Source organism: Pararhizobium antarcticum, assembly GCF_001885585.1.
In the GTDB taxonomy this organism is placed as follows: domain Bacteria; phylum Pseudomonadota; class Alphaproteobacteria; order Rhizobiales; family Rhizobiaceae; genus Pararhizobium; species Pararhizobium antarcticum.
Genome location: NZ_LSRP01000081.1, coordinates 52,049 through 64,768, shown reverse-complemented (window position 1 = coordinate 64,768; position 12,720 = coordinate 52,049). Strand labels below are relative to the sequence as shown.

12 protein-coding genes and 2 pseudogenes are annotated in these 12,720 nt (G+C 58.2%); 8 read left to right on the top strand and 6 right to left on the bottom strand.

Going from position 1 to position 12,720, the window contains the following annotated elements; translation table 11 throughout:
• A pseudogene (locus tag AX760_RS27670) lies at positions 1 to 279 on the top strand (hypothetical protein); the annotation flags it as partial.
• Between the two features lie 104 nt (positions 280 to 383).
• Here AX760_RS27670 and AX760_RS11005 read toward each other — a convergent pair.
• Positions 384 to 734: pseudogene (locus AX760_RS11005) on the bottom strand (transposase); the annotation flags it as partial.
• A 193-nt stretch (positions 735 to 927) separates the two neighbouring features.
• Between AX760_RS11005 and AX760_RS11000 the strand changes: the two are divergent.
• The gene (locus AX760_RS11000; protein ID WP_071832923.1) at positions 928 to 1,422 is read left to right on the top strand and encodes an invasion associated locus B family protein; all 495 of its coding nucleotides are present in this window, start codon (positions 928 to 930) and stop codon (positions 1,420 to 1,422) included.
• Positions 1,423 to 1,552: 130 nt separating this feature from the next.
• Positions 1,553 to 2,077, top strand: a complete 525-nt coding sequence (locus tag AX760_RS10995) for an SH3 domain-containing protein (RefSeq protein ID WP_083531152.1) — start codon at positions 1,553 to 1,555, stop codon at positions 2,075 to 2,077.
• A gap of 127 nt (positions 2,078 to 2,204) precedes the next feature.
• Here the strand turns inward: AX760_RS10995 and AX760_RS10990 are convergent, their stop codons facing one another.
• From AX760_RS10990 to AX760_RS10970, 5 genes are read right to left on the bottom strand one after another with little or no spacing between them, the layout of a single operon-like run.
• Entirely contained in the window at positions 2,205 to 3,098 is an 894-nt protein-coding gene (locus AX760_RS10990) for an SIS domain-containing protein (RefSeq protein WP_071832921.1), read from the bottom strand.
• 22 nt (positions 3,099 to 3,120) lie between these two features.
• Positions 3,121 to 4,014, bottom strand: a complete 894-nt coding sequence (locus AX760_RS10985; RefSeq protein WP_245294988.1) for an MBL fold metallo-hydrolase — start codon at positions 4,012 to 4,014, stop codon at positions 3,121 to 3,123.
• The gene (locus AX760_RS10980) at positions 3,983 to 4,933 is read right to left on the bottom strand and encodes an NAD(P)-dependent oxidoreductase (protein ID WP_071832919.1); all 951 of its coding nucleotides are present in this window, start codon (positions 4,931 to 4,933) and stop codon (positions 3,983 to 3,985) included. The genes AX760_RS10985 and AX760_RS10980 overlap by 32 nt, the downstream gene beginning before the upstream one ends.
• The gene (locus AX760_RS10975) at positions 4,924 to 5,889 is read right to left on the bottom strand and encodes a shikimate dehydrogenase family protein (RefSeq protein ID WP_071832918.1); all 966 of its coding nucleotides are present in this window, start codon (positions 5,887 to 5,889) and stop codon (positions 4,924 to 4,926) included. The genes AX760_RS10980 and AX760_RS10975 overlap by 10 nt, the downstream gene beginning before the upstream one ends.
• A gap of 22 nt (positions 5,890 to 5,911) precedes the next feature.
• Positions 5,912 to 6,538 carry a glucose-6-phosphate isomerase gene (locus AX760_RS10970; protein WP_071832917.1) on the bottom strand — a complete coding sequence of 209 codons (627 nt, stop codon included), beginning with the start codon at positions 6,536 to 6,538 and terminating at the stop codon, positions 5,912 to 5,914.
• A gap of 257 nt (positions 6,539 to 6,795) precedes the next feature.
• Between AX760_RS10970 and AX760_RS10965 the strand changes: the two genes are divergently transcribed.
• The 5 genes from AX760_RS10965 to AX760_RS10945 all read left to right on the top strand — a co-directional run bounded on the left by AX760_RS10965 (position 6,796) and on the right by AX760_RS10945 (position 12,680).
• Positions 6,796 to 7,764 carry a sugar ABC transporter substrate-binding protein gene (locus tag AX760_RS10965; protein WP_071832916.1) on the top strand — a complete coding sequence of 323 codons (969 nt, stop codon included), beginning with the start codon at positions 6,796 to 6,798 and terminating at the stop codon, positions 7,762 to 7,764.
• A 91-nt stretch (positions 7,765 to 7,855) separates the two neighbouring features.
• Entirely contained in the window at positions 7,856 to 9,364 is a 1,509-nt protein-coding gene (locus AX760_RS10960; protein WP_071832915.1) for a sugar ABC transporter ATP-binding protein, read from the top strand.
• Positions 9,364 to 10,359, top strand: coding sequence for an ABC transporter permease (locus AX760_RS10955; protein WP_071832914.1), 996 nt, complete (start codon positions 9,364 to 9,366; stop codon positions 10,357 to 10,359). Before AX760_RS10960 ends, AX760_RS10955 begins: the two co-directional genes overlap by 1 nt.
• Positions 10,360 to 10,378: 19 nt before the next feature.
• Positions 10,379 to 11,899: a xylulokinase gene (locus AX760_RS10950; RefSeq protein ID WP_071832913.1), complete on the top strand. Its 1,521-nt coding sequence runs from the start codon at positions 10,379 to 10,381 to the stop codon at positions 11,897 to 11,899.
• 7 nt (positions 11,900 to 11,906) lie between these two features.
• On the top strand, positions 11,907 to 12,680 hold the full coding sequence (locus AX760_RS10945; RefSeq protein WP_071832912.1) for an SDR family NAD(P)-dependent oxidoreductase: 774 nt from the start codon (positions 11,907 to 11,909) through the stop codon (positions 12,678 to 12,680).
• Positions 12,681 to 12,720 lie beyond the last annotated feature (40 nt).

Here is a 12,720-nt window from a genome sequence, read left to right as displayed (position 1 = left end):
TTCAGAACATCGACGCGCACGCATGAGACCCCCGCTCGGGCTACGCCCTCCCGGAGGTCTCATGCGTGCGCCGCAAGTGGCCTGGTTTTACTCCGCCGCCTGGCCGGTTTTTACTCCGGCGTTGACACCGGGACCTTTGTCGGTGTCGTGCTGATCGTCTTGCTGAACTCTGTCCTGTCGATCATGCAAATGCCCGAAGCGTTTCGCCAGATCATCTATGGCGCTGTCATCATCGGCATGCTGCTCATCTACGGCCGCGGATCAAAGGTCACTGTGTGATGAGGTTACATTTTGCTGGACGGTTTAGTTGCGCTTCACTCCGTCGCAGCGTTGGTGCGGGAAGCAACAAATGTGCGGAAATCGGTCTTTGATGGGCCCGCTTATTTGGTTGTTCCCATCGCGGTTGCACCCAAAGCTCGTTTGCCATAGCCGGTACCTTCCTGCCATTTCAGTCGGCCATCGATCTGGATAGATGCGATGTGGTCGTCTCTCTGACAGGACACTTGGGCGTTGAGCCGTTCCACCGCGTTCGAGCGTGGTGGGATAACGACCCATGCGCCTGGGCTGTGAGGTTGGACAGCGTCGTAGGTGGGAGCGCCATCATAGGCTCCATCGGCGGTGAACTGGCCGATCTCATCGTCGATCTGCTCAAGCAAAGGCTCCAGCTGCGTGGCATCGCCGGTTTCCTGATCTGTAAGACTATGTGCAATGATCTCGCTGCTGTCGGCTGGTATCGTTGATTTTTGCACACAGCCCTCCGGGGAACCCCGCAGGTTCGGATCTGTGTTGACCATTTGGTCGTGCGGCCAGGATTTCCGGCATAATATTTAACCTTTTGGTAACCCACAGCGGTTCTGATTGGGGTGTTCATCCAATCTCTCTGTCGCAACAGCAACGACCAAAACCGTTGATCAGGAGCGAAATTCTATGAAACGTATCTCTCTCATCGTTATGTCTACACTCTTCTGCACGGCCGGAGCCTCCGCCCAACCGACCATGATCAAGCAGTTTGATGCTTGGGGGGTCTATGCCTACAACACGGGCGGTTCTTCCAGTTGTTACCTGCTCACCATCCCGACGGATCAAAAGCCATCAGGCGTCGACCATGGGAGAAACTATTTCCTTTTGGCACCGACAAGCACGAAGGGTGCGAAGTATGAACCTCAAGCAATGCTCGGATATTCACTGAAATCTGGGCCATCTGTTTCCGTAAGAATAGGCGATGCCAAATTCTCTATGCTTACAAAGGAGAAAAGCGCGTGGTTGCGAAATCCGTCGCGGGCCCCTGAGATGATCGCCGCCATGCGGGCCGGCAGCGAGATGATCGTCAAGGGCACTTCCTGGCGTGGCACCGAAACACACTACAAATTTTCATTGGACGGTGTGACCGCCGCACTCAAACGCCTTGCAAAGTGCGAATGACGTGCAGATAGCATTCTTTTGTGCTCAGATTTCCCGGTATTGTCGGCAATGTGGGCGGCTATGCCATCGCGCCCTGCTTGGTGTGCTCTTTTTACTGGCAATTGCCGGCTCAGAGACCAACGCATTTTCCATGTCGGCACAATCCAAGGCACCGCTCGGCTGGAGGACAGGGCGTGAGACGGGTTTGCCGATCCCCCGATTTGTCTCGCTCAAGGCCCAAAGTGCCCGGATGAGGATTGGTTCTTCTTTCGAAAACTCCGTGAAATGGCTGTATACGGCGTCCGGTTTGCCTCTAGAGATCATAGAGGAATACGGAAACTGGCGTCTGGTCAGGGATTGCGACGGGACATCTGGATGGATGCACCGGTCACTTTTAAGCGCGCTTCGCACCGCGATCGTCGGGCCGTGGAAGGTGAAATCCGCAACGCTCTATTCCGGTCCATTTCAATCGTCGGGCATCGCAGCGCTTCCTGTCCCCATCATGCGGCGGCCACGCGCCGACCGCGAAGAGAAGCTATTGCCCGCGGGGCGGCATGATCCGAGATTTAAATCGGGAGCAGTTTGCCTTCATCGACCCCAATCAGAGAAGACTCTTAGCTGCGTTTCATCGGTTGCCAATATTTTGGGCAGGTATGTGCTTTTCGTAACAGGCTAATCGTACGGAGTGGAAAACGTTTCACCGCAATGCGTTGATAGTCCTTTAAAAGGCTGCCAAGTTCTTGCCATCACTGTCCGGCTTCATTGTAATCCGCAAGTGAAATCCGGCCAATTCAATATTGGTATCACGAGGGCCTTTTCGGACCATCGAGTCGTTGGTTGCGCAGCAGCTGTTTCATATTCTCGAACCGCTGGCCGTGTTCTGCATCGCGGCGCAAGCCGACCGCCGAGCAGAGAATGTCGACGACGACAAGGGCAGCGATACGGGAAATGGTGGGCGTGTAAATGTCCGTGTTGTCGAGCGTTTCGACGAGTATGGCGACATCGCAATAATCGAGCAGCGGAGCCTTTGAGCCAGAGACGCCGATCACCTTGGCGCCGCTTTTGCGAGCGATTTCAGCCACCTCGATCATTGCGATCGTATGGCCGGTATTGGAAAAGATCACCGCGACATCGCCTGTCTGCATCATCGAGGCCGTCATTAACTGTTGGTGAGTGTCGGCCTGAGCGCCGCAAGGCACGCCGAACAATGGAAATTTCTGTTGTGCGTCGAGCGCCACGATCCCGGATGCACCGAGCCCAAAGAACTCGATGCTGCGCGCCTGGCTCAGGAGCCCGATCGCTGCACCCAGCGCCTCGGTGTTGAGGTGACTGCGCGCCCAATCCAAGCTGGTCATCGTGTAACCAAAAATCTTCTCGACCAGCTCCGCCGTCGTATCGTCCTTGCTGAGTACGGAATGTGTGGCGGTTGTGCCAAGCGCCAGACTATGGGCGAGCTTCAGCTTGAATTCCTGGTATCCCGTGCAGCCGATGGCGACGCAGAAGCGGATGACAGTGGGTTCGCTGACATCGGAAAGGGCAGCGGCCTCTGCCAATGCCGCATTGAGGATACGATTGGGATCTTCCAGAACGCGATTGGCAACCTTGCGCTCCGATTTGCGCAAATCCGGCAGCGCGTGCCGCACGATCTCGAGAATGTTCTGGCCGGTATTTCGGGCCGCTAGGTCTTCAAATGCCATGGGTGATTTCTGCCACTCCAGTTTAGGCAGCGTCAAGGCGAAACTCTATTCCCTCGCGGGCGCGAACAAGTGCCCCAGAGGTTTGGGCAGCATCGTCGATCACCTCGGGTTCAATCGTATTGAAAGCGAACATCCCATAGTGATGCGCGATCATGACGGCGATACCGCAGCGTTTGCAGAGGGACGTCGCTTCCGCGAGCGTCAGATTACCGGCGAAGCCTGCCGATTTCAGCGCCTCCGAGCGGCCATTGACCGGTAGCAACGCAAGATCAGGGGCAAACGCCATGATTTCGTCATCCTGGCCTTCGAAAGGGATGGTATCGCCCGAATGAAAAATGCGCAGGGTCCCGAAATCCAGGCCGTAACCGAGGAAACGATGGCGGCCCTGTTCGTCCTGCTCGACGCTCTCGTGGGCAGCACGCATGACCTGCAGCCTGAAAGCAGGCAGATGCATGCTCTCGCCGGCGTCGACCTCAATCAGGCGGTCGGCAGCGACGCCAAGGCGTTGCAGAGCCAGCGGCCCGGATGCGGCGGGAACGACGAACTTGAGGTGAGGCAGGCGCATGGCCAGGCGCTGCAATGTCTCTCCGTCCATATGGTCGGTGTGATGATGCGTGCACAGGACCAGATCGACAGGACCGAGTTCTTCGACTGTAACCGGCGCGCACGCCATCCGAGCATGGGAATGGGAACTGTCGCGATATTTGAAGGCGAGCGAATCCGATAGATAGGGATCAACGACGATACGCCTTCCCTTGACATCGATAATGAAGCCCGCTTGCCCGAGCCAAAATAGCGATACGCCTTGAGGGCGGGCCTGCGCGAGCCGTTTCGAGAGCGGGCCTTCGAAGGGGACTTGCTTGAGAACGGCCATTGCAATGTCCTTAGATCGCCGTTGCCATTTGCTCCACGCCAAGCGCTGACAGCAGGTTGGAGATTGCCATCTTGGTGGCGCGATCGACGCTTTCTTCGGTATAGCCGCCGATATGAGAACCGGCGATCACATCGGGTCGCGAGGCTAGACCGGGATGGACCGGCGGCTCCGGATCGAACACATCAACGCAATAGGTCTGCAGCCGCTTCTCATCGAGCGCCGTCACAAGGGCTAACTCATCAACCAGCGAGGCGCGTGCGGTGTTGACGAGAATAAGGCCTGGCTTGACTGTCTTAAGAAGGTCGGCGTTCACCAGAGGGCGGCCTTCGCGACCGGGGGGACAATGCAGCGTCAGGATATCGGCTTGCCGAAAAATTTCCTCATGGGTCGCCCATTGGAAATGAGACGGGTCTATTCCAAGTTCCGGCCGCGCAGGGTCAAATGCCAGGACCCTGGCGCCCATGGCCGAGGCAAGGCGGGCAACGGTGCCACCGACCGCGCCGGCGCCGATGACGCCGACAGTACGGCCGAAGAACTCGATACCGCGTCTTCTATGCCAGTTTCCCGCCTTTAGTCCCTGATCCGTGTAGGGGAGATGTCGAAGTGCGGAAAAGATCATAGCAATCGCCAGTTCAGCAACGCCGCGCGCATTGGCGCCCTCGGCCGTCCGCACCACAATGCCGCGCGCTTTCAGGTCGGCCAGCGGTAGATTGTCGAGACCCGTCCCGTTGCGGCTGACGACCCTGAGTTTTCCGGCTGACGCAATGACCCGCGGCGAGACCGGTTCGACACCTGCCAGCCAGCCGGTGACGTCAGGGACCAGCTGCAACAGTTCTGCTTCGCTGGGCAGTTGACCGGGCGTGGCGTAAACAACATCTAGACCGTGACCGATCATCGCCTCCACGGCTGGATGCGGCGCTTCCGTCAAAGAGCGGGGCGTGACAAGGATTTTCATCGCCATGATTTACCCTTCGTGACCTTCAGCGCGATATTCGAGATCGCGTCGAATTTCGCCCCACTCGGCGGTATCTCGATGTGAAACACTTCCGATATCACCTGCGTCCAGCCATGGATGAAATAGACCCAGCCATCCTCTATCTGGAGATCCAAGGCCTGCTGCTGTGCCCGGGCCTGAGCCAGGAAGATCAGATCGCCGCGATAATTGAGGTCCCAGACCACCGTCTGTGGTGGAAAACGGACGGCATCCGACAGCGGTGATCCCGGAGCATCCTTGCCGAGACCCGTGGCATTGATGACGACGGAGGCGGGTTTGAGCGAGGATACAATCGCATCATTGTCGGTCGGATGGGGCGCGAGCACATAGTCGACGGGGAGGGTGGTGCCCATCGCACTGTGGATTCGCCTGATGTCGTTGATACGGTGTTGGCTGCGATTGGAGACGACGATGCGTGACGGCCTGTCGCCGATCCGGCGGCTGTGCATCATGTGCCAGGTCAGCGCGATGGTCGATCCGCCGGCACCGATCGAGAACAGTTCTGCGCCGGTGCGCTCGAAGTAGCCATCCGGCAGGAAGGCATCGAGAGCGAGGCCCGAAGAGATCGGATCCTTGGCATGGCACACAAGATTGCCATCGCGTTTGGAAATGCAGCTTGTTTCTTCCATCAGGCGCGCATGCGGATCAATTTCGTCGAACATATCCCTGCACGCATTGAAAAGGTCGATTTTATGCGTGGTGACCAAAGCACCCAGCGACATCGGGTCATCGCGGATGAACGCCACCGCTTCCCTGTAGGCGTCCGGGGCAGCGTGCAGCGGAAAGTCGATGCCGCGGATCACCGTATTTTTGAGACCGAGATAGTCTGCCCATGCCGGAAACACCGACATGATAGAGCTCTTGGCTGTCGTCACACCTATAAAATAGAGCGTTGGCTGCGTCGCTGGGGCATAGTCCGTCATTCTGTCTCTCCTGGCGGCAAGATCAATCAACCATGGCCATGATGCTGTCGACCAGCGTCTGCGGTCGTGCGCGATAACCCGTATTGTCGATGGCCTTCCAGCCGCCTTCACCATCGTCGACAATGCGGCTGCGCATGCCTCCGGCTTTGGCGATGATGTCGTAGTCCTGTCCTGAGTCTGCGGGATAGGAAAAGGTCATGACCAGAGGTTCTCGGCCAACATTGACGGACCGGTGAATCCAGAAGGGCGGCACGTAGCACATAGTGCGCGGTCCGATTTCGATGGTACGAACTTGTCCATCCGGCGATTCAAGCAGCATGACGCCAAGCCCGCTCTCCCCATAATACATCTCGGGACGATTGGGGCGCGCATGGATATGGCCCCGCGTCATATAGTATTCATCGCCAACCTTGCCCGGCTCCATGCGTGTCACTCCGATGATGATGTCACCGGGATTGCTGGATGCCTTGTAGTCCGTGACCTCGTAAGCGACTTCATTTCCATGCCTGGATGCCAGCGCCTGAAACGCTGCTGTATCGCCGTACAGGCCTTCCAGATCGTTGAATGTTTTCACATATCGGTTGGTTGCGCCTTTCAACTGACCGGATGAAATATCGACATATCCGACTCCCGGCTCGAACAGGGCCATGCTTATCACTCCCAAAACAGAAACTGTAGTAACACTACATAATCAGCACGGCGAAACAAGCCGGCAGGGGAGTATTTTTAGCCTGAACCGCTATCGCAGCGCAAAATATGCATATTGCGACGCAATATCTTTAACAAATGTGCGATTTAAGCAAATATGGGAAGAAAATACTTCTTGACGACGCTCAGTAATGTATTTTAACTACAAAAAGGAGGCCCCGCTGCTTCCGTTGTCATGGAAATCGGAGGAGAGAAACCATGAAGATTACACTTTCGGGATGTGTGTTGGCCGTTGCGATGAATGTCGCAGCGATCGGCGCAGCCAATGCAGCCGACTGCAAGGTCGGCATTGCCATGTATACTCTGGGTGCCCCTTATTTTGCGGCCCAGGTTGCTGCAGCTGAAGATCAGGCCAAGAAAGCCGGCTGCGAGGTGACCACTGCCGATGGCCAAAACGATATGTCCAAGCAGATTGCCGATGTCGAGGATATGGTCGCCAAGGGCGTCAACCTCCTGATCCTCAATCCTCGTGATCCGGAAGGTCTCGTCTCTGCAGCCGATGCCGCAACGGCGGCAGGAGTTAAGGTCGTGGTGATGGATTCCTCCATAAGCACCAAGGCGAACGTCGTCACGCAGGTCCGCTCGTCAAACGACCAGAACGGCTACCTTGTTGGCCAGTGGCTTGCCAACAGCATGAAGGGCAAGCCGATGAAAATCATTCTGCTCTCCGGTGACAAGGGCAATGAAGTCGGTCGTGATCGTCGTCTCGGCGTGTTCAAGGGGCTGGTCGAAGGTCAGCTCGTCAATGACGGCAAGGTTAGCTTCGAAGTCGTCGGTCAGGGCTGGGGTGGCTGGTCGAACGAGGGCGGCCTTGCTGCCATGGAAGACTTGCTGACTGCACATCCCGACGCCAACGTCGTGCTTGGCGAAAACGACTCGATGGTTCTCGGCGCCATGAAGGCTCTGGAAGCCCAGGGCAAGACCGACGTGCTGGCGCTCGCTGCTGCCGATGGTCAGAAGGAAGCGCTCGCTCTGATCAAGGAAGGCAAATACGGCGCGACAGGCCTCAACGATCCAGACCTGGTAGCCCGCACGGCTGTCGATATCGGCCTCAAGGCTGTCAAGGGTGAACTCGGTGCCGACACTCCGAAGCTTGAACTGACGACACCTGCCGTCATCACGAAGGAGAACGTCGACCAGTTCTACCGCGCTGAAGCCGTCTTTTGATCGGCTTCCTCCCGAGACGACTGTAAAGTCGTAAAATGACGGGACGGCGGTTTCCACCGTCGTCTCGTTACCATCAGTCCGGAGCCCCCCTTTGACCGAACTCGTCCAACTCAAGTCAATTTCCAAGTCGTTTGGCGGCATCCATGCGCTGCGATCGGTCGATTTCGACGTCCGACCAGGGGAAGTCCATGCGCTTCTCGGCGAGAACGGCGCTGGAAAATCAACCCTGATGCGCGTGCTCGGCGGAGAGATGGTTCCCAGCAGTGGCGAGGTCATTATTGACGGCGTGCCGGTACTCTTTCGTGACCCGCGGGCGGCAAGAGCGCTTGGCATCGTTGTGATCCATCAGGAACTGGCACTGGCGCCTGACCTGACCGTGGCGGAGAATATTTTCCTCGGCGAACTGCCAGGCGTTATTTCGCATTCAAGCCTGCGCAAACGCGCCAAGGATCTTATCGATCGGCTTGGGTTTCACATTGATCCGGGTCGCACAGTAGGCTCGCTGGCTGTTGCCCATCAGCAGGTCGTTGAAATTGCCAAGGCCCTGTCGCAGGATATCAAGATCATCGTGTTCGATGAGCCGACCGCCGTGCTTGGTGCTCAGGACGCGATGAAACTGCACCAGATCATTCGTGGTCTTCGCGATCGCGGCGTCGGCGTCGTCTATATTTCCCATCGCCTTGATGAGGTGTTCGATATCGCCGACCGGATGACGGTCATGAAGGACGGTCAGAAGGTCGGCACGGTTGCAACCGGCGACGTCAAGGTCGATGATATCATCCGCATGATGGTTGGCCGCCCGATTGCAACGATGTTTCCGGAGCGCGCAAAACGCGGGATCGGCGAGGAGTTGCTCAAGGTCGAGAAGCTCAATGCCGGGCGCATGGTGCGAGATGTCAGCTTTTCCGTCCGCGCCGGTGAGATTGTTGGTCTCGGAGGATTGATCGGCTCAGGTCGCACGGAGGTTGCGCGTGTCATCTTCGGCGCTGACCGGCTCGAAAGCGGCACGATCACGCTGAAAGGCCAAACCTTCAAGCCGCGTTCGCCCAAGGATGCCGTCAGGGCCGGGATCGGACTGGTGCCGGAAGACCGGAAACACCAGGGCGTCATTCTGGACAAGCCAATCCGCGTCAATTCGACGATGGCCAAGATGTCCTCGGTGGTCAATGCATTCGGTTTCCTGAAGCAAGGCAAGGAGCGGGCCGATGTCACCGAACTCGGACAGAGCCTTCGTCTGAAGGCATCCAGCGTCGATGCTCCCGTGTCAAGCCTGTCGGGCGGCAACCAGCAAAAGGTTGTTCTCGCCAAGTGGTTTCATGCGGATGGCGACGTGATCATTCTTGATGAGCCAACCCGCGGCGTTGATGTCGGCGCAAAGACCGAAATCTATGCGCTGGTCAACAAGCTCGCCGAAGCCGGCAAGGCGGTGCTGGTGATTTCATCGGAGCATCAGGAGCTGTTCGGTCTTTGCGACCGTGTGCTCGCCATGGGGCAGGGACAGATCCGCGGCGAACTTCTGCCAAAGGACTACAAGGAAGAAAACCTGCTTGGCCTGTCGATGACGGGCGGCACCATAATTGCAAATCAGGGTAGCCACTGATGACCACAACAACAGATTCAACCACGCAACGAGAAGAAAAGCGATCCGTCGATTTCCGCGTTGTCATTCAACGTTTCGGCACTCTGGCGATTTTTCTGGTGCTCGTCGTCGTCGCCACGCTGTGGTCCGAGAACTTCATGACGCGCGGCAATATCCTCAACGTGCTGCGCCAGGTGGCATCAGGCGCTGGCATCATGGCCGTTGGCATGCTGTTCGTGATTCTGACACGCGGCATCGATCTTTCCGTCGGCTCGATCATGGCGCTTGGGTCCGTGCTAACAGGATATTTCTGCACGATTTCGGGATTTGGCACGATCCCCACGATTATTCTGGTGCTCTCGTCCGGTGCGGTGTGCGGCTTGGTGACCGGAGGCTTCATCGCTTATCTGCGGCTCCCGTCTTTCGTCATGTCGCTGGCGATGATGGCGATTGCACGCGGCCTGTCCCTGATCATCAGCGAAGGCCGACCGATTCCCCTGGGTGAGGTGGGAGAGGCCTTCAGCCGGTTTGGCTCGGGCTTCCTGTTTGGCATACCGCAGCCTGTTCTTCTGATGTTTGCAGTTTTTATTGTGGGGGGAATCGTTCTGAATTTCACCCGTTTCGGACGGCTCATCACGGCCATCGGTTCCAATGAGGAGGCGGTTCGTCTCTCGGGCATCGCTGTGCCGCGCTACATCCTTGCGGTTTACATGATCTCCGGCGTACTTGCGGCGGTCGCAGGCATCATCTCGTCCAGCCGAACCGGTGTCGGCTCGGCACAGGTCGGCGTCGGTGCCGAGCTCAATGTGATTGCAGCTGTCGTCATCGGCGGAGCCAGCCTCATGGGGGGCAAGGGCGGCGCGATCAACACGCTGCTGGGTGCACTGGTCATGGGTATCATCGCCAATATCATGAACCTGGCGGGTGTTCCGGGCTATCACCAGCAGGTTTATATGGGCGCCATCATCGTCATTGCCATGCTCCTTCAATACAGCACCGGCTCGCTGAAGCGCTAAGCGGTAAGGGACATTTCATATGACCTCCGCACTCACACTTGCGATTGATGTCGGCACCGGAAGCGTGCGCGCGGCGCTTGTCGATAGCGCAGGCCGGATCGTCGCAATTGCGGCGCGCGAGCACGACCAGATCGTTCCGCGCTTCGGGTGGGCCGAGCAGCGCCCATCCGACTGGTGGTCTGGTGTCGTCGTCACCATTCGCGAGGTGCTGTCGCAGATACCGGATGCAAAGGCGCGCATTTCTGTTCTGGTCGCCTGCGGTCAGATGCACGGGACCGTGCTGGTTGATGATGCTGGCAACCTCACACGCGATCTTGTGCCCTTGTGGAACGACAAGCGCACGATCGATATTGTCGAAAACTTCGAGAAGGCCAATGCTTCCGAAAGCTATCTTTCCGAAAGCGGCAATCCGCCGACGCCAGCCTGGCCGGCGTTCAAGCTTGCGTGGCTCAGGGATAGCGATCCCGAGGCCTACAGTCGGGCGGCATTTGTTATTATGCCGAAGGACTATATCAACCTGCGGCTGACCGGTGAAATCGCCATGGATGAGGGCGATGCCTCCTGCTCGTTCCTGATGAACCCGGCAACGCGCAGATGGTCGTCGTCCATGGTGGAGCGGTTGGGGCTCGATCCGGCGAAGTTGCCTCCGATCCGAAATTCGCTGGATGTTCTGGGCGCTGTTACGCAGGCCGCAGCGCTGGAAACAGGGCTACTGGCCGGCACGCCGGTCCTGGTCGGTGGCGCGGATTATCCCGTCGCCCTTCTCGGTTCCGGTGCGTGCAGGCCCGGCCTCGCCTCCGATGTGACGGGAACCTCTTGCATCCTGACGCTGATCGCAGCCGCGCCGCTGCTTGACCCTGACATCTCCAACGTCGCGACAATCGAGGGAAACTGGGGTCCGTTTGCGCTGCTTGAAAGCGGCGGTGATGCCATGCGCTGGGCGCGTCGGGCACTGCTTGAGGGCAGGGAGAGCTATGATCAACTGGTGGCGCGGGCCGCAGAGGCTCCCGTCGGCTCGGCCGGCCTGTTCTTCCTGCCTTTCCTGACCGGTGAACGGCTCGGCGCGCATCGCAATGCCCGCGCCCAGTTTTTCGGCCTTGGTGCCGCGCACACGCTTTCCCACTTGAACCGGGCGATTTTGGAAGGTGTAGCGTTTGCCGGCGCAAGGCACCTAAGGGTTATGGAGAAGGCAGCCGGTCAGAAAATCGAGCGTGTCATCGCCTCAGGCGGCGGCGCGAAGACCGAGCTTTGGCTGCGCATCAAGGCAAGCATCTATGGCGTGCCGATCGTCGTGCCGGTGGAGCAGGAATGCGGCATCCTGGGCTGCGCCGTGATGGGCGCGGTTGCCACGGGTCAATATTCCACACTGCACGCCGCCGTAACCGGGATCGTTCGTTACGCAGACGAGATTGGGCCGAACCCGGCATGGCAGGAACGCTATCACCGGATGCAGCCGATCTTTGACAAACTCTATTTCCAGAGCCAGTCCCTCTACGACGAGCTTGACCGGCTGGTCGAAACACCATCGTCAGGGGAGTAAGCAATCCATGTATCTCGAACTTTTCAGCCTCAAGGGCAAAACCGCCGTCATCACCGGTGCTGCGCGCGGCATCGGCTTTGCCACCGCGGACGCGCTGAGCGAGGCGGGGGCCAAGGTCATCATTACCGACATGAACGGGGAAGCAGCAGCCAAGGCAGCCGCCGAACTGAGCGCCAAAGGGCGCCAGATCGACAGCGCCGTTCTCGACGTGACCGACCCGCGCGCGGTAGAGGCCGTGCATGCATCGATCACCGAAAAACATGGTCGCGTCGACATCCTCGTCAACAATGCCGGCATCGCAATCTCCAACCGCCCAGCCGAGACGATGGACGATCCCACTTGGCTGAAGGTTATCGACGTCAATCTCAATGGGCTCTTCTGGTGCTGCCGCACGTTCGGCAAGGCGATGATCGAACAGGGGGGCGGCAACATCGTCAATGTCGGCTCGATGTCTGCCGATATCGTCAACCGGCCGCAGGAACAGGCGCAATACAATGCCTCCAAGGCCGGCGTTCACCATCTGACCCGGTCACTTGCAGCCGAATGGGCGACCCGCAAAATCCGCGTCAATGCGGTGGCTCCGACCTATATCGAAACCGACCTTACCCGGTACGTCTATGACGACCCTGAGATGATGAAACACTGGGTCGGCAATACGCCGATGAACCGCATGGGCCAACCACCCGAAATTGCGGCCGTCATCCTTTTCCTGGCCTCCGACGCGTCGAGCTTGATGACCGGTTCCATCGTCGCGGCCGATGGTGGCTACACGCTCTGGTAAATCGACACTGGCGGCAGAAAAGAAACGCAGGAGAAAATAG